14 protein-coding genes are annotated in these 17,183 nt (G+C 66.3%); 8 read left to right on the forward strand and 6 right to left on the reverse strand.

What is annotated here, in order from left to right:
* Positions 1-143: 143 nt before the first annotated feature.
* Positions 144-932, forward strand: a complete 789-nt coding sequence (locus PCA10_RS10800) for a dienelactone hydrolase family protein (RefSeq protein ID WP_016492111.1) — start codon at positions 144-146, stop codon at positions 930-932.
* 3 nt (positions 933-935) lie between these two features.
* Positions 936-1,661: a dienelactone hydrolase family protein gene (locus PCA10_RS10805; RefSeq protein WP_016492112.1), complete on the forward strand. Its 726-nt coding sequence runs from the start codon at positions 936-938 to the stop codon at positions 1,659-1,661.
* Between the two features lie 288 nt (positions 1,662-1,949).
* Here PCA10_RS10805 and PCA10_RS10810 read toward each other — a convergent pair whose 3' ends face one another.
* Complete coding sequence (locus tag PCA10_RS10810; RefSeq protein WP_016492113.1) at positions 1,950-2,810, reverse strand: pirin family protein; 861 nt, start codon at positions 2,808-2,810, stop codon at positions 1,950-1,952.
* Between the two features lie 20 nt (positions 2,811-2,830).
* Positions 2,831-3,250: an OsmC family protein gene (locus tag PCA10_RS10815; protein WP_016492114.1), complete on the reverse strand. Its 420-nt coding sequence runs from the start codon at positions 3,248-3,250 to the stop codon at positions 2,831-2,833.
* A 140-nt stretch (positions 3,251-3,390) separates the two neighbouring features.
* Between PCA10_RS10815 and PCA10_RS10820 the strand changes: the two genes are divergently transcribed.
* The 5 genes from PCA10_RS10820 (at position 3,391) to mddA (ending at position 9,743) form a co-directional block, all read left to right on the forward strand.
* Positions 3,391-4,446 (forward strand): amidohydrolase family protein, encoded by a 1,056-nt coding sequence (locus PCA10_RS10820; RefSeq protein WP_016492115.1) that lies wholly within the window; start codon positions 3,391-3,393, stop codon positions 4,444-4,446.
* 74 nt (positions 4,447-4,520) lie between these two features.
* Positions 4,521-4,985 (forward strand): DUF3859 domain-containing protein, encoded by a 465-nt coding sequence (locus tag PCA10_RS10825; protein ID WP_016492116.1) that lies wholly within the window; start codon positions 4,521-4,523, stop codon positions 4,983-4,985.
* 65 nt (positions 4,986-5,050) lie between these two features.
* Positions 5,051-5,770, forward strand: a complete 720-nt coding sequence (locus PCA10_RS10830; protein WP_016492117.1) for a response regulator — start codon at positions 5,051-5,053, stop codon at positions 5,768-5,770.
* A gap of 282 nt (positions 5,771-6,052) precedes the next feature.
* Positions 6,053-8,875, forward strand: a complete 2,823-nt coding sequence (locus PCA10_RS10835) for a PAS domain-containing hybrid sensor histidine kinase/response regulator (protein ID WP_016492118.1) — start codon at positions 6,053-6,055, stop codon at positions 8,873-8,875.
* 94 nt (positions 8,876-8,969) lie between these two features.
* The gene (gene mddA, locus PCA10_RS10840) at positions 8,970-9,743 is read left to right on the forward strand and encodes a methanethiol S-methyltransferase (RefSeq protein ID WP_016492119.1); all 774 of its coding nucleotides are present in this window, start codon (positions 8,970-8,972) and stop codon (positions 9,741-9,743) included.
* A 173-nt stretch (positions 9,744-9,916) separates the two neighbouring features.
* On the opposite strand, the gene PCA10_RS10845 is transcribed toward mddA, so the two are convergent.
* The 4 genes from PCA10_RS10845 to PCA10_RS10860 all read right to left on the reverse strand — a co-directional run bounded on the left by PCA10_RS10845 (position 9,917) and on the right by PCA10_RS10860 (position 15,667).
* On the reverse strand, positions 9,917-11,542 hold the full coding sequence (locus PCA10_RS10845; RefSeq protein ID WP_016492120.1) for a methyl-accepting chemotaxis protein: 1,626 nt from the start codon (positions 11,540-11,542) through the stop codon (positions 9,917-9,919).
* A gap of 211 nt (positions 11,543-11,753) precedes the next feature.
* Complete coding sequence (gene fabB, locus PCA10_RS10850) at positions 11,754-12,971, reverse strand: beta-ketoacyl-ACP synthase I (RefSeq protein ID WP_016492121.1); 1,218 nt, start codon at positions 12,969-12,971, stop codon at positions 11,754-11,756.
* An 11-nt stretch (positions 12,972-12,982) separates the two neighbouring features.
* Positions 12,983-13,498 carry a 3-hydroxyacyl-[acyl-carrier-protein] dehydratase FabA gene (fabA, locus tag PCA10_RS10855; RefSeq protein ID WP_016492122.1) on the reverse strand — a complete coding sequence of 172 codons (516 nt, stop codon included), beginning with the start codon at positions 13,496-13,498 and terminating at the stop codon, positions 12,983-12,985.
* A gap of 261 nt (positions 13,499-13,759) precedes the next feature.
* The gene (locus PCA10_RS10860) at positions 13,760-15,667 is read right to left on the reverse strand and encodes an ATP-binding protein (RefSeq protein ID WP_016492123.1); all 1,908 of its coding nucleotides are present in this window, start codon (positions 15,665-15,667) and stop codon (positions 13,760-13,762) included.
* A 324-nt stretch (positions 15,668-15,991) separates the two neighbouring features.
* Between PCA10_RS10860 and PCA10_RS10865 the strand changes: the two genes are divergently transcribed.
* Positions 15,992-17,014: an NAD(P)H-dependent glycerol-3-phosphate dehydrogenase gene (locus PCA10_RS10865; RefSeq protein WP_016492124.1), complete on the forward strand. Its 1,023-nt coding sequence runs from the start codon at positions 15,992-15,994 to the stop codon at positions 17,012-17,014.
* The last annotated feature ends 169 nt before the right edge of the window (positions 17,015-17,183 follow it).

A 17,183-nucleotide genomic window follows, 5' to 3' on the forward strand; every position in this document is an offset into this window, starting at 1 on the left:
CCGCGCAAGCGGGCCTTTTTCTTTTCGTAGGGTGCGCCCTGCGCACCGCCGAACGGGCAGCGTAGCAACGCGAAACGAGATTGAATTCGCACCTCCGGGCTGGCGTCTAAGCTTGGTCATTTCCCTGACTCAGGAGAACGCTCATGAACCGCTTGCTGCTGTCTTCGCTGTTGTTCGCCATGGCCGGCCCCACCTGGGCGGCCATGGTCACCCAGGCGGTGCCCTACGAAATCGACGGCAAGGCGTTCCAGGGCACCCTGGTCTATGACGATGCCGTGAAAACCCCGCGCCCCGGCCTGCTGATGGTGCCCAACTGGCTGGGCGTGACGCCGGCCGCCGCCGAGCAGGCCAAGGTGATCGCCGGCGAGCGCTACGTCATTTTCATCGCCGACATGTATGGCAAGGATGTGCGCCCGAGCAATCCCGACGAAGCCAAGGCCGCCGCCACGGCGGTGCGCGGCGACCGCCCGCTGATGCGCAAACGCGCCCAGGCCGGGGTGGAGACGCTCAAGGCCCAGGGCAGCAAGGTGGCCCTGGACCAGGCCAACCTCGGCGCCATCGGCTTCTGCTTCGGTGGTGGCAGTGTGCTGGAGCTGGCGCGAGCCGGAGCGCCGCTGAAGGGCTTCGTGTCCTTCCATGGCAACCTGGACACCCCCGATCCGGCCGACGCGCGCAATATCCGCGCGCCGGTGCTGGTGCTGCACGGCGCCGACGACCCCTCGGTGCCCAAGGCCCAGGTGGATGCCTTCACCGCTGAAATGACCGCGGCCAAGGCCGATTGGCAACTGGTCAGCTATGGCGGCGCGGTGCACTCCTTCACCGACCCCGACGCGAAGGTGCCGGGCCGCAACGAATACCATCCCAAGGTCGCCGCACGGGCCTACCAGGCCATGAACGACCTGTTCGACGAAGTCTTCACCGGAACGAGGTAAAACATGACGCAAATCCAGTCCCAGGCCCTTGGCTACAGCGTCGATGGCCTGGCCTTCGAAGGCCGCCTGCTGTTCGACGCCGCCGACCAGGCGCCGCGCCCAGCCCTGCTGATGGCGCCCAACTGGTTCGGGGTCAGCGAGGGCGCCCAGGAGATCGCCGCCCAGGTGGCCAGCCGTGGCTATCGGGTGCTGCTGGTCGATCTCTATGGCGCGACGCTGCGCCCGGCAAGCCCGGCCGAAGCCGGCGCCGCCATGCTGCCGCTGAAACAGGACCGCTCGCTGCTGCGTCGCCGCCTTCTGGCCGCCCTGGATGCCCTGCGTGGCCAGTCGGTTACCGCCATCGACGGCACGCGACTGGCGGCCTTCGGCTTCTGCTTCGGTGGCACCTGCGCGCTGGAACTGGCGCGAGCCGGCGCGCCGCTGAAGGCTGCGGTGTCCTTCCATGGCTCGCTGGATACGCCGGATGCCGCCGACGCGCGGCGCATCCAGGGCGCGGTACTGGTGCTCGATGGCGCCCTCGACCCGCTGGTGCCCCGCGAGCAATTGCCGGCCTTCGCCAAGGAAATGGGCGATGCGGGCGTCGACTGGCAGCTGCTGAGCTACGGCGGAGCGGTGCATTCCTTCACCGACCCCGACGCCAAGGTTCCGGGCACCTCGCAGTACGACGCCAAGGTGTCGCGACGGGCCTTCGCCGCCATGTATGCGCTGCTGGACGAGGTCTTTGCCTGACGGCGTGAGTCTTGGTTTTTGTGGGGGCGATCGTTTGGGCGGCTGCGCCGCCCTTGGCGAATGAATTCGCCCCCACAGACCGTAGCCCGGATGAAATCCGGAAGCGGCGACGGGAATTCCCCGGATTGCATCCGGGCTACCCGCTCACGCGGTAGGTTGTGGCTGAGCTACGCGAAGCCCAACACTCGCCTCAGCGTTGGGCCGCGCTGCGCTTGGCCCAACCTACGGATCCTCAACCAGCCTTCTTGAAGAGTCGTAGCCCGGACTTCATCCGGGCTACCTATTGCCTCAGCGTGGCAACTCGATACGGCTGGTTTCTCCCTGCACCACCGGCCAATCCCCGGCCGCCCAGCGGCTGCGGGCCCGGTCGATCAGCTCCGGGCGGCTGGAAACGAAGTTCCAGTTCATCCGTCGTTGTCCGTCCAGCGGCTCGCCGCCGATCATCACCAGCTGGCAACCGCTGCAGGCGGACAGCACGTACTCCTCACCCTCCGGCAGCACCACCAGGCAGCGCGGCTCCAGGGGCTGGTCATCCAGCAGCGCTTCGCCTTCCAGCACATAGAGGGCGCGTTGCGGGTGCTCGGTGGGGATGTTCAGGGTGGCGCCTGCCTCCAGTTGCAGGTCGGCGTAGAGGGTAGGGGAGAGCACTGGTACCGGCGACTCCAGGCAGAAACCGCTGCCGGCGATGAGGCGGATGCGCACGCCGAGGGCGTCCCGCTCCGGCAGGCTGCTCGCCGGGTGGTGGCTGTAGCTGGGTTCGCAGTCTTCCAGCGCGCTCGGTAGCGCCAGCCATACCTGCAGGCCGTGGGCACGGGAACCGCTGGCCAGCAGCGCGTCCGGCGTGCGCTCCACATGGGCGACGCCCTTGCCTGCGGTCATCCAGCTGACATCCCCCGGTTTCACCACCTGGTCCGAACCCAGGCTGTCCTTGTGCTGCAACTCGCCCTCGAACAGGTAGGTGAGGGTGGAGAGGCCAATATGCGGGTGCTGGCGCACGTCCATGCCGGTGCCGGGGGCATAGGTCGCCTCCAGCATGTGGTCGAAGAACACGAAGGGCCCGACGCTGCGGCACTGGGCCGACGGCAGCGGGCGGAGGATGGGCTGTCCGGCGACCGCTTCGGCGCGCGGGCGGATGGTGAGGATGTTCATGTTCGGACTTCCTGCGCGGCTCACTGGCTGAAGTTGCCTTCGGCGAGGTGGGTTTCGATGCTGACTTCCACCTGGGTCATCAGTTTGTGCACGGGGCACTTGTCGGCGATGCGCAGCAGGGTGGCGCGTTGCTCGTCGGTGAGGACGCCGCGCAGGGTCAGTTTCACGTCCAGGCGATAGTGTCCCTTGCGTTCCTCGCTGTCGTCGCGGGTCACCTCCACGTCCACGCCGGTCAGCGGAATGCCGTTCTTCTGGGCGTAGTAGGTCACCGTCAGGGCCTTGCAGCTGCCCAGGGCCGCGTCGAAGTAATCATGGGGCTCCGGGTCTGCCCCGGCACCGCCCAGGTCCGTCGGCAGGTCGGTGAACAGCGGCGCCTTGCCGTCCAGTTCGATGCGCTGGCGGGTGGCATTGGCGGAATCACGGGTGAGACGGATAGTCATGGAAGGCCTCCTGGCCGGTGCGCGGATGAAGTCCCGACTAGGCTAGCGCAAAGGATCACCGCCGCGCAGCCGGGAGCCGGGTTGAACGCAGCCGGGAGGCTGGCGGTCCAACTCCGTTCAGCCACCTGGGAGAAACTGCCTTGTATCGACTGAGGACCAGTCTCGCCGCGCTGCTGCTGCTGGCGGCAACCCTGCCCGTTGAAGCGCGGGACTACCACTACAGCGACGCCCACCTGCACTACGTGGATTTCTTCCAGGAAAGCGACGGCATGAAGAGCCTGTTGCAGGCGATGGACAAGGGCCGAATCGACCATGTGATGATCTCCGGCATCCCGGTGGCGAAGAAATGGCACGAGGATGAACCCAAGCGGCCGCGCTACTACGCCGGCGACGATGCCGCCGCCTACTGGTACAGCGCCACCGACGTGCTGGTGGCCGCCGCGGTGAAGCAGTTGTCGGACGCGCAGCGCCAGCGTTTCCATCCCTTCCTCAGCGGCTTCAACCCCAACGACAAGAACGCCGACGCCCATATTCGCCGCATGCTGGAGCTGGACCCGGGGCTCTGGCAGGGCATAGGCGAGGTGTTCACCCGCCATGACGACCTCACCGCCCTGATCGACGGCGACACGCCGCGGGCTAACAACGAGGCCATGGGGCGCATCTACCACCTGGCCGCCGAGTACGACCTGCCGGTGCTGCTGCATTCCAACATCACCTCCAAGCGCGAGCGCAACCCGCTCTACCTGCAGGAGGTGGAGGAGCCCCTGCGCAACCATCCCCATGTGCGTTTCATCTGGGCCCACGCCGGTTCGAGCATGGAGATCCACCGCCACCAGACGAAGATGGATTTCCTCCTCTCCACCCTGGACCGGCTACTGGGAAGCTACCCCAACCTCTACATCGATCTGTCCTGGAGCGTGCTCGAGCCCTACCTGCTGGACGCCGACGGCAAGCCCGACCGCCGCTGGCTGACGCTGGTGGAACGCTACCCCGAGCGCTTCATGCTGGGCTCGGACGTGGTGGGGCGCTTCGATGGACTGGGGGATTACCTCAGCGCCTACGACCCCTTCCTCGACGCCTTGCCCGAGGCGGTGGCGCGCAAGGTGGCGCGGGACAACTTCCTCGCCGTGCTGCCAATGAAGCACCGCTCGGCCAAGGAACAGGCGCAGGTGCAGGCCGATCGACCGGGCCGTTGAGCGCTTCAACGGCCTGTCATATGCCTGTCACGGGCATGTCATAGCCTCGCGCCACCGCAAACAAGGAGCGCGACATGATTCCCTTTCGAATGACAGCACTCGTGGCCTTTGGCCTGGCATCCGGCATGGCCCTGGCCGATGTACGGGTGGACGGGCCGATTGAGTACGGCATCTTCGAATCCCAGTACAAGGACTACCAGCCGGGCGAGCGCGTGCTGACCCGCAGCAACCAGACCATTCAGCGCACCGACGTGATCCCGGCCAAACTGGGCACCAAGTTCGGCATGCGCTACACCCTGACCGGCAAGCAGGAAAAAGACACCCCGCTGACCCTGCTGTACCTCACCCCCGGCGTGGTGTCGCCAGACGGCAAGCGCCACGACAAGTTCGTGGTGGAGCAGCAGATGGCCGCCGGCGCACCCTTGGACGTGATGGCCTTCGAGTTCACCGAGCACTACGAAGTGGTGCCGGGCGAGTGGCGCTTCATGGTGTTCCAGGGCGACCGCCTGCTGGCCGAACAGAGCTTCACCGTCCGCTGACCCCGCGCGCGTCGCCATGGCGCGCTATAGTCGCTGGGTCTGAAGGTGGCGCGAGGCGTGGGCCCATGGCCGAACAGATCAGCATCCTGGTGGTGGACGACGACGAGGCGATCCGCGAGTTGCTGCTGGATTACCTCGGCGGCCAGGGCTACCAGGTCCAGGCCGTGGCGGATAGCGGCCAGCTGCGAGCGCGGCTGGCCGAGGCACTGCCCGACCTGGTGCTGCTGGACGTGGGCCTGCCCGGCGAGGATGGCCTCAGCCTGGCGCGCTTTCTGCGCGAGCATCACGACCTGCCGGTGATCATGGTCTCCGGCGCCGGCACCCCGCTGGACCGCATTGTCGGCCTGGAGGTGGGCGCCGATGACTACCTGGCCAAGCCCTTCGATCCCCGCGAGCTGCTGGCACGTCTCAAGACCGTGTTGCGGCGCTATCGCCGCGCGGCGCCGCCGACCGCCGAGCCGGTCATGGAAAGCGAGAGCCCCTGCCTGCAGCTCGGCCGCTGCCGCCTCGATCTGCAGAGCCGCCAGCTGTTCGATGCCCTGGGCGAGGAAATCCCCCTGACCGCCATGGAGTTCGACCTGCTCCAGGCCTTCGCCCAGCGCCCGAATCGGCCGTTGTCCCGCGACCAACTGCTGAACCTCACCCAGCACCGCGACTGGAATCCCTTCGACCGCTCCATCGACATCCGCATCGCCCGCCTGCGCCGCAAGCTGGAGCCAGACCCGGACAAGCCGCAGATCATCCGTACCGTGCGCGGCGTGGGCTACATGTTCGTGCCGGGGTGAGGTGCGAGCGGCCCCGGCATTCCGCATTGATGGGTATCGCTTCGCTCGACCCATCCTACGAGTCCGTAGCTCGGATGAAATCTCCGCCTCGTAGGATGGGTAGAGCCTGCGAAACCCATCATTCGGTGTCGACGGATAACGCTGCGCTGGACCCAGCCTACGAAAGGCGAGAACCGCCACGGCACCCCGTTTGTTTCAATTGTTTCAATCCCCGCCTGAGCCTCCGGGCGGCGCCGGGCTGTCTCTATACTCAGGCTGTCCGCCACCCCGGAGGGCTTTTAGGTGAGTCAGTCCCTGAGCAGTCGTTTCGCCATCAGCGCCGAGGAGCATCGCCTGCGGCAGATCGTCGACAGCAGCAGCGCGGTGATCTACGTGAAGGACCTGGACGGTCGCCTGTGCCTGGTCAACCGCGCGTTCGAGCGCCTGTTCAAGGTGCGCGCGGAGCGGGTGCTGGGGCATACCGACCATGACTTTTTCCCCGCGGCGATGGCCGACGTGCTGCGCGCCAACGACGTGCGCGTGGCCCAGCTCGGCCATGAGCTGGAGTTCGAGGAGCAGGTGCCCATAAACGGCGTGCTCCGTACCTACCTGTCCAACAAGTTCCCGCTGTTCGACAGCGAGGGCCGGGTCAGCGCCATCTGCGGCATCTCCACCGACATCAGCTCGCGCAAGGGTCTGGAGGAGGTCCTGCGCTTCGTTGCCCTGGGGGTGTCGGCGGCCACCGGTAACGAGGTATTCGAGGCCATCGCCCGCTACCTGGTGCGCTCGCTGAACGCCGACTTCGCCTTCGTCAGCCGCATCAGCGACGAAGGCCCGGAGTGCCTGACCACCCTGGCGCTCTACTACAACGGCGGTCTGCAACAGAACGCCACCTATGCCCTGAGTGGTACGCCCTGCGCCGACGTGTTCGGCGGTCATTTCCACTTCGTGCCCCGCGACCTGCGCCGCTGCTATCCGGGCGACGCCGTGCTGGCGTCCTTTGGCGTCGACAGCTACGCCGGCTACCCGCTGTTCGCCAGCGATGGCCGGCCCCTGGGGCTGATCGCCGCCGGCCGGCTCGGCCCCATGAGCGACCGCGACAAGGTGGAGTCGGTGTTGCGCATCTTCTCCGTGCGGGCCGCGGCGGAAATCGAACGGCTGGAGGCGGAAGCCAGTTATCGGGCGATATTCAATACCTCCGAAGACGCCATCTTCGTCCATGACATCGACAGCGGCGCCCTGGTGGACGTCAATCCCAAGGCGTGCCGCGCCTATGGCTACAGCTACGAGGAAATGCTCAAGCTGGACATGGATGCCTTCAGCGCCGGCTATTCGCCCTATACCGGCAAGGAGGCGACCGGCCACCTGGCGCGCGCCGCCGCTGGCCAGGTGCAACGCTTCGAGTGGCACCGGCGCAACCGCGACGGCAGCCTGCACTGGGATGAAGTGCTGCTCAAGCGCGTGACCATTGGCGGCATCGACCGCATCCTCGGCATCACCCGCGAGATCACCGCCCGCAAGGAGGCCGAGCAAGCCCTGCGCGCCAGCGAGTTGCAGTACCGGGCCATCACCAATACCGCCCTGGACTGTTTCATCAGCATGGACGAAACCGGCCGGGTGCTGGCCTTCAACCCGGCGGCGGAGCAGTGTTTCGGCATCAGTCGGGACGAGGCGCTGGGCCATTCCCTGCTCAAGCTGATCATTCCGCCGCGCTTTCGCGACGCGTACGAGCACGCCCTGGAGCATTACCTGCAGACCGGCCACGGCGCCTTCCTCGGCAAACGCATGGAGGTGGTGGCGCAACGCGCCGATGGCCGCGAGTTCACCGCCGAGCTGGCCCTGACCCAGGTACCCGGCGACGAAGGGCCGCGCTTCATCTGCTACCTGCGTGACATCACCGAGCGGACCCAGGCGGAGGAGGAGCGCGCCCGACTGGAGCAGCAATTGCGCCAGGCCCAGCGCATGGAGGCCATCGGCCACCTGACCGGGGGCATCGCTCACGACTTCAACAACCTGCTGACCAGCATGCTGGGCTACACGGTGATGGCCCAGGAACTGGCGGAGCAGGGCGGCGACGAGCGCCTGGGCAAGTACCTCTCAAGGGTGCAGCGCTCGGCGGAAAAGGCCCGCGACCTGATCCAGCAGATGCTCACCTTCAGCCGTGGAAGTCGCGGCAAGCCGCAAGTGGTGGCGCTGGACCTGCTGCTGGGTGATTTCATCCGCCTGGTGGAGTCCACCTTGCCGGCCACGGTGGAGCTGGATGTGCAACTGGGCCATGATCTGCCGCGCGTGCTGGCCGATCCGGTGCAGCTGGAGCAGGTGCTGATGAATCTTTGCATCAATGCCCGCGACGCCATGGGGAGTGTCGGCCAGTTGCGGGTGAGCCTGGAGCGGCAGGCCCAGGAGGGCGTCTGTGCGTCCTGTCAGCAGCGCATCCGGGGCGAGTTCGTCGCCCTCACCGTCAGCGACAGCGGGCCGGGTATCGACCCGGCGTTGCGGGTGCAGATCTTCGAGCCGTTCTTCTCCACCAAGGCCAGCGGCCAGGGCAGTGGCATGGGGCTGTCCATGGTGCACGGCATCGTTCACGAATACGGCGGGCACATCCAACTGGTCAGCGAGCCGGGGCAGGGGGCGACCTTCCGCGTCCTGATGCCGGCCCACAGCCCGGCGTCGGCAGTGGAAGACGCATGCAGCGCGGCGCAGGATCGGCCGCCGCTGCGTTCGGCCCTCAAGGGGCGGGTGGCGGTGGTGGACGACGATGCCACGGTGGCCGAGTTCATGGGCGAACTGCTGGAGGGCTGGGGCCTTACGCCGCGCATCTTCTGCGATGCCGAGCAGGCCGGCCAGGTGCTCTGCGCCGACCCCTACGCCTGGGACTTCGCCATCCTCGACCAGAGCATGCCGCGCCTTTCCGGCCTGCAACTGGCGCGGCGCCTGCTGGCCTCCCGTGCCGACCTGCCCATCGTGCTGTACACCGGCTTCAGCGATTCCCTGCTGGAAAGCGAGGTGCAGCAGCAGGGGGTCAAGGCGTTGCTGACCAAACCCCTGGACCAGCAGCGCATGCATCAACTGTTGCAGGCCTGGCTGGTCACCCCGGCCAGCGGATACAAAGCCGAAACAAACTGAGCGCCACCAGCCATAGGGCTGATACAGGCCGGGATCAAGCTTCTGTCCAAGGCGGCAACGATGCCGCCGACCAGAACCCCGGCAGGAGCGCATCATGTTCACTTACTTCAAGCGCATTTCGATCTTCCTCTACGGCGTGGCCAGCTACCTGATCTTCTTCGCCACGTTCGTCTACTCCATCGGTTTCGTCGCCAACCTGCCGTTCGCCCCGCGCACCATGGACGGTGAGCCGCAGCTGCCGTTCTGGAGTGCCCTGGGAATCAACGCGCTGCTCCTGGGCCTGTTCGCCGTCCAGCACAGCGTGATGGCCCGGCCGGCCTTCAAGGCCTGGTGGACCCGCTGGATTCCGCCGGCGGCCGAGCGCAGCACCTACGTACTGTTCTCCAGTCTGGCGCTGATCCTGCTGTACAGCTTCTGGCAGCCCCTGGGTGGGGAAATCTGGAACATCGAGAACCGTTCCGGCCGGCTGGTGATGGGCGCGATCTTCGGCTTCGGCTGGGCCCTGGTGTTCTACTCCACCGTGCTGATCAACCACTTCGACCTGTTCGGCCTGCGCCAGGTCTGGCTGAACCTGCTGGGCAAGCCCTACACCGACCTGGAGTTCAAGACTCCCGGCGCCTACAAGCTGGTGCGTCATCCGCTGTATCTGGGCTGGTTCCTGTGCTTCTGGGCCACCCCGACCATGAGCGCCACGCACCTGCTGTTCGCGGTGCTGACCAGCATCTACATCCTGGCGGCGATCCGGCTGGAAGAGCGTGACCTGCTGCAGGCCCACCCCGAGTACGCCGACTACCGGCGCCAGGTGCCCATGCTGCTGCCGCGCGTCGGTGGCCGGGACAAGGCAGAGGACGATCGCGAAGCGGCCTGAGGGCTGGGTGAACGAAAAGGGCGCCCCGATTGGGGCGCCCTTTTTCGTTCGTGCGCGATGGGGGCGGTAGGATGGGGCGGGCGGCGTTCCGCTTAGCCTGCGAGACCCATCTCGCGGACTTGATGGGTATCGCTTCGCTCAACCCATCCTACGGTTGGGCCCTGCGGGCGGGCTCACACCACAAAGCGCGCGATCATGCCGTTCAGGTCGTTGGCCAGGCGCGACAGCTCGTGGCTGGCGGTGGAGGTCTGGCCAGCCCCGGCCGAGGTCTGCACCGAGATGTCGTGGATGTTCACCAGGTTGCGGTCCACTTCGCGGGCGACCTGGGCCTGCTCCTCGGCCGCGCTGGCGATGACCAGGGTGCGCTCGTTGATCTCGCCGGCCTGGCGGGCGATCTCGAAGAGCGCCTGGTCCGCGCCCTCGGCCACTTCCAGCATGTCCTGGGCGTGCCGCTCGTTCTCGCGCATGGCGGCCACGGCGGTATCGGCGCCGGCCTGGATGCCGGCGATCATCTGCTCGATCTCGTGGGTGGATTCCTGGGTGCGGTGGGCGAGGGCGCGCACTTCGTCCGCCACCACGGCGAAGCCGCGACCCTGTTCGCCGGCCCGCGCCGCCTCGATGGCCGCGTTGAGGGCCAGCAGGTTGGTCTGCTCGGCGATGGCGCGGATCACGTCCAGTACCCGGCTGATGCCCTGGGCCTGCACCGCCAGGTCCGCCACCCGCTGGGTGGTGTGGGTCACCTCCAGGCCCATGTCGCGGATCGCCTGCACCGTCTGCTCGACCCGCTCGCGGCCGGTGCGGGCGGCCCCTTCGGAGGCGCTGGAGGCCTCGGAGGTGGAGGCGGCGTTGCGTGCCACTTCCTCGACGGCCGCGCTCATCTGGTTGACCGCGGTGGCGGCCATCTCGATCTCGCTGTGCTGGCGAGTCAGCGAGTGGCTGCCTTCCTCGGTCACCGCGTTGAGTTCCTCGGCCGCCGACGCGAGCTGGGTGGCGGACTGGCCAATCTGCTCGATGGTGTCGTGGAGGACCCGCTGCATCTGCTCCAGGGACTGCATCAGGTGCGCCGGCTCGTCCTTGCCGTGGGTGTCGATCTGTCCGGTGAGGTCGCCGTCGGCCACCTTCTGGGCGGTGAGCATGGCATTGCGGATGGGCTGGACGATGCTCCGGGTGAGCAGCCAGGCGATGGCGACGCTGGCCAGCAGGGCCACCAGCAGCACCACCAGTACCGCCTGGCTGGAGCGTTCGAAGATCAGGTCGCTGGCGAGGTTGTCGGCGTGCGCCTGGTCCTCCACCAACTTGCTCAGGGCCTGCAGGCTGTCCAGCAGCGCCACGTAGCGGTCGCGATGGGCGTCGCGCATCAGCACCCGGGCGCCTTCGGCATCGCCCGAGCGGGAGCGCTCCAGCACCGCCGGCTGGCCGGCGAGGTAGTCGCGGGTGAGGGCTTCCAGCCGATCGAACAGCGCTTGTTCCTCGGCGTTGTCCACCAGGGGGCGGAAGTCTTCCTCGGCCTTGCGCAGCTCGGCGGCCAGTTCGTTCAGGCGCTGTTCCTGGCCGCGCCAGCTGGCGGGGTCACGGGCCAGGAGGTGGGCCATCTCCGCCAGGCGCACTTCGGCGACCACCTGGCCGATTCGGTTGGCGGCCTGGACGCTGGGCAGGGAGATCTGGCTGAGACGGGTGGATGCCTGGTTGATGACTTCCATGCGGTCGCTGGCGAACCAGCCGAGGCCCACCAGCAGCAGGGTGATGATGGCGAAGCCTACGGCGGCGCGGTAGGCGATGGGGAGCTGACGAAGGTACATGGGAGGCTACTCCGGTCCGGGATTGAGGATGTCCTGGTCCGGTTAGCGGAGGGGCGGGGCGCTTCTTGATGGTGGAAAGTACGGTTCGGAAGGGGCCTACAGGTCTAGCGGAATAAGACTTCTCCTGTGTTCCTGCTGGCGTAGGAAACGCCCACAAACGACAACGCCCGTATCCAGGGATACGGGCGTTGCGGGTACAGCCGGCGGTGGATCAGTCCTGGTAGCGACGCAGGACCAGGGTGGCGTTGGTGCCACCGAAACCGAAGCTGTTGGACATAACGGTGTCGATCTGCGCGTTCTCGCGGGTTTCGCGAAGGATCGGCAGGTCGGCCACTTCCGGGTCCAGTTCGTCGATGTTGGCCGAGCCAGCCATGAACTTGCCTTCCATCATCAGCAGGCAGTAGATGGCTTCCTGTACGCCGGCGGCGCCCAGGCTGTGGCCGGACAGGCTCTTGGTGGAGCTGATGGCCGGGGCCTTGTCGGCGAACACTGCACGCACGCCGCGGATCTCGGCGACGTCGCCAACCGGGGTGGAGGTGCCGTGGGTGTTCAGGTAGTCGATCGGGGTGTCGACGGTGGACAGCGCCTGCTGCATGCAGCGGATCGCGCCTTCACCGCTCGGGGCGACCATGTCGTAGCCGTCGGAGGTAGCACCGTAGCCAACGATTTCGGCGTAGATCTTGGCGCCGCGCTTCTTGGCGTGCTCCAGCTCTTCCACCACCACCATGCCGCCGCCGCCGGCGATGACGAAGCCGTCACGCTTGGCGTCGTAGGCGCGGGAGGCGCGCTCGGGGGTTTCGTTGTACTGGGTGGAGAGGGCGCCCATGGCGTCGAACAGGCAGCTCTGGCTCCAATGTTCTTCTTCACCGCCACCGGCGAAGACCATGTCCTGCTTGCCCAGCTGGATCTGCTCCATGGCCTGGCCGATGCAATGCGCGCTGGTGGCGCAGGCCGAGGAAATGGAGAAGTTCACGCCCTTGATCTGGAAGGGAGTGGCCAGGCAGGCGGAAACGGTGCTGCCCATGGTGCGGGTGACGCGGTATGGGCCGATGCGCTTGACGCCCTTTTCACGCAGGGTGTCGATGGCTTCCATCTGGTTGACGGTGGAAGCACCACCGGAACCGGCGATCAGGCCCACGCGCGGGCTGGAGATCTGCTCGGCGCTCAGGCCGGCGTCCTCGATGGCCTGCTGCATGGCCAGGTAGGCATAGGCAGCGGCATCGCCCATGAAGCGGAAGAGCTTGCGATCGATCAGCTCTTCCAGGTTCAGGTTGACCGAGCCGGACACCTGGCTGCGCAGACCCATCTCCGCATAGGAGGGGTTGTGGCGGATACCGGAACGACCGGCGCGCAGGTTCTCGGAGACGGTGGCTTTGTCATTGCCCAGGCAGGAAACGATACCCAGGCCAGTGATCACGACACGACGCATGCGGATGTCCTTCAGAAACTGTCGGTAGAGGTGAACAGGCCGACGCGCAGGCCTTCGGCGCTGTAGATCTCGCGGCCGTCGACGGCAACGGTGCCATCGGCGATGCCGAGGATCAGCGAACGACTAATAGTGCGCTTGATGTGGATGTTGTAGGTGATCTTTTTCGCGGACGGCAGGACCTGGCCGAAGAACTTGACTTCACCGGACCCGAGGGCGCGGCCACGGCCGGGGTTGCCCTGCCAGCCGAGGTAGAAACCGACCAGTTGCCACATGGCGTCGAGGCCCAGGCAGCCTGGCATGACCGGGTCGCCTTCGAAGTGGCAGGCGAAGAACCACAGGTCGGGATTGATGTCGAGCTCGGCGACGATTTCGCCTTTGCCGTACTTCCCGCCGGTTTCGCTGATATGCACGATGCGGTCGATCATCAGCATGTTGGGGGCGGGTAGTTGCGCATTACCCGGGCCGAACAGCTCGCCGCGACTGCAGCGCAGCAGGTCTTCCCGGGAATAGGCGTTTTGTTTGGTCATGCGAGCTCCTCAATGGTCCCCGTGCGACACAGGGCTTTGCATTCATCCTTCTGCCGTGGCCTTTTTATCGGGGCTTCAGCCGGCAGACTAGTCATAGACTGTTGCGTTGCGGTGAAAGTCACAGGGCGGCGAGCACAGTCGTTCACTTGGGCGGCGCCGGAGCGCCGCGAAGGGCGTACCAGGGGCGTCCCGCTCGTACAGAGTGGAGCACTTTAACATTCTGGAACACTCGACGAATGTCTGGAAACGGCACCAATCGTTTCAGTCCGTCGGCTTGTTCAGCCAACGTTGCATCACCTGCAGCAGGTCGGCGCGCTTGAAGGGCTTGGCCAGGTAGTCGTTCATGCCCGCCGCCAGGCAGGCTTCGCGGTCGCCCTGCAGGGCATTGGCGGTGAGGGCGATAATCGGCAGCGTTGCTCCGCCATTCATCTGGCGAATCTGCCGGGTGGCCTCGTAACCGTCGAGCACCGGCAGGCGGCAGTCCATCAGGATCGCCGCATAGTGCTGGCGCGAGACCTGGTGCAGCGCCTGGGCGCCGTCGCCCACCAGGCTGACCTGGTAGCCCAGGCTGCGCAGCATGGCTTCGATCACCGTCTGGTTGACCGGGTTGTCTTCCACCAGCAGCACGTGCTGGCCGGTGCCTTCACCCTGACTGCTCTCCTGGCCGGACAGCCGCTGGGCGTCCTGGATGCGGAAGGGCAGGGGAATCTCCAGGGTGAAGACCGAGCCCGAGCCTTCATGGCTTTCGGCGCGCAGGGTACCGCCCATGCGCTCGGCCAGGGTCCGGGCGATCGGCAGGCCGAGGCCGGTACCGCCGTAGCGGCGGGAGATCGAGTGGTCGGCCTGCTGGAAGGCGTCGAACATGTGCTCCAGGCGATCGGGAGGTATGCCGATGCCACTGTCGTGCACCGAGCAGGTGAGCCAGAGCACGTCGCGGTCCAGCGCCTGCCAGCGGGTTTCCACCTTGATGCCGCCCTCTTCGGTGAACTTCAGCGCGTTGCCCACCAGGTTGACCAGGATCTGCCGCAGGCGGGTCGGGTCGCCTTGGGCCTCGACCCGTTCCAGGCCCTGCTGGGTGTCCAGGCCGAGAGCCAGGCCGCGTTGTTGCGCGCTGTGCTGGAACACCTGCACGGAGCTGAGGATCAGGTCCAGCAGGTTGAAGGGAATGCGCTCCAGCTCCAGGGCGCCGCGTTCGATACGGGAGAAATCGAGGATGTCGTTGATCACCTTCAGCAGGTGCTCGGTGGATTCGGTGGCCAGGGCCGCGTATTCCGTCTGCTCCTCGGTCATCTCGGTGGTTTCCAGCAGCTGCAGCATGCCCAGCACACCATTCATGGGGGTGCGCAGCTCGTGGCTCATCATGGCGAGGAAGTCGGACTTCGCCCGGTTGGCCATTTCCGCTTCCTCGCGGGCCTTGATCAGCTGGTCCATCGCCTGCTGCTGCTCGGTACTGGCCTGTTCGAGGCCGCCGGCGAGGTTGTTGATGTGGCGCGCCAGGTTGCCCAGTTCGCTGTCGTCCACCACCGGCAGCCCGGCGTTGTAGTTGCCGTCCTGGATGGCCTTGACCGCATCGCCCATGTCACTGATGGGCTGGGAGAGGCGGGTAGCCAGCCGGCGGGCGAGAAGAAAGGTCAGGAGCAGGGCGATCAGGGCCAGTACGGTGGCCTTGAAGAGGATTTCCTGCTGGCGGCTGCTGAAGGCGTCGTTGGACATGCCGACCACCACGCGCCCCAGGTAGTTGCCGTCGCTGCTGCGGCTGTCGCTGGTGGCGAGGGTGCGGTGGGCCTGCAGGTGGATCTGCTGCTGGATGATCGGGGCGTGGAACACCTCCACCTGGCTGCCGGTCTTCTCCAGGCTGTCCTGCTGTTCCAGGTAGACCAGGATGTTGTCGGCGCGGTCGCGCACTTCGAGGAAGCGCACGTGGGGCGTGCCGAGGCTGGCCTGGAGCAGCCCCTCCAGCACTTCCAGGTTGCCGGTGACCACGCCGTATTCGGCGGCCGGGGCAAGCTGGCTGGCGATCAGTTGGCCGGTGTGGTTGAGCTCCTGGCGCAGGTCCTGCAGGCGGGCGAACGTGAAGAACCCGGTGAGCAGCAGCGTCAGCAGCAGTGCCGGGCCCAGGCTGATCAGTTGGGTGCGGGTGTGGATGTCCCAGCGGCGCCGCAGTGTCATACGCGCGACTCTCCTACTACCAGGCAAGCGAACGGGAGTCGGGGGGAGGGTGGGCACATCTTCCTATTGGCCTCGATACGGGGTCGTCCGTGCTGCGGAACCATGTTGGAACTCTAGTCCCGATAAGCCCCAATGCTGGGGGATTTTCCATTGATGCGCCTGGTCAGGGGAGCCAAATGGCAACCTTGGCGTCAGATAGTGGCGGCATCTTAACTGACGAAGACCACATTGCCAGCGCAAAGGCCCCGGATAGAGGCTGGCTGGCCGGCGGCGGCACCGTATAATGCGCGAATTCGCCATCCCCATGGCCTACCTGGACACGTTATGACAGAACAGCAACCCGTCGCGGTGCTCGGCGGCGGCAGCTTCGGCACCGCCATCGCCAACCTGCTGGCCGAGAATGGCCAGCGCGTCCGCCAGTGGATGCGCGACCCGGAACAAGCCGAGGCGATCCGCACCCAGCGCGAGAACCCGCGCTACCTCAAGGGGGTGAAGATCCTCCCCGGCGTCGAACCCGACACCGACCTGGACGCGGTACTCGCCGACTGCGAGCTGGTGTTCGTCGCGTTGCCGTCCAGCGCCCTGCGCAAGGTCCTGGAGCCGGTGGCCGGGCAGTTGGCCGGCAAGCTCCTGGTCAGTACCACCAAGGGCATCGAGGCGCTGAGCTTCAAACTGATGAGCGAGATTCTCGAAGAGGTGGCCCCGGATGCGCGCATCGGCGTGATTTCCGGCCCCAACCTGGCCAAGGAAATCGCCGACCACGCGCTGACCGCCACCGTGGTCGCCAGCGAGGACGCCGAACTCTGCAGCCGCGTACAGTCGGCGCTGCACGGCCGCACCTTCCGCGTCTACGCCAGCCAGGACCGCTTCGGCGTCGAGCTGGGCGGCGCGCTGAAGAACGTCTACGCCATCATCGCCGGCATGGCCGCCGCCCTGGGCATGGGCGAGAACACCAAGAGCATGCTGATCACCCGCGCCCTCGCGGAGATGACCCGCTTCGCCGTCAAGCTCGGCGCCAACCCCATGACCTTCCTGGGTCTGGCCGGCGTCGGCGACCTGATCGTCACCTGCTCCTCGCCCAAGAGCCGCAACTACCAGGTGGGCTTCGCCCTGGGCGAGGGCCTCTCGCTGGAAGACGCGGTGGCGCGCCTGGGTGAAGTGGCCGAGGGCGTCAACACCATCAAGGTGCTCAAGACCCGTGCCGAAGAGCTGCAGGTGTACATGCCGCTGGTCGCTGGCCTGCATGCCATCCTTTTCGAGGGGCGTACGCTGGCTCAGGTGATCGAGGCCCTGATGCGCGGCGAGCCCAAGACCGATGTAGATTTCATTCCAACCACCGGCTTCTAGGTCTTGTACGAAAAGTCGTCGAGCGAAGGTCAGGCAAGACGAAATCGGCCGAAGAAGCGCAGTTTACGTGTTGTAAATGAGCATTCTGAGATTGATTTCAACGCAGCATCACCGAGCGCAGGCACTTTTCGTACAGAGCCTAGACCCATCACCCTTTCGGACAAGGAGA

The sequence above is a fragment of the Pseudomonas resinovorans NBRC 106553 genome (assembly GCF_000412695.1).
Lineage (GTDB): Bacteria > Pseudomonadota > Gammaproteobacteria > Pseudomonadales > Pseudomonadaceae > Metapseudomonas > Metapseudomonas resinovorans_A.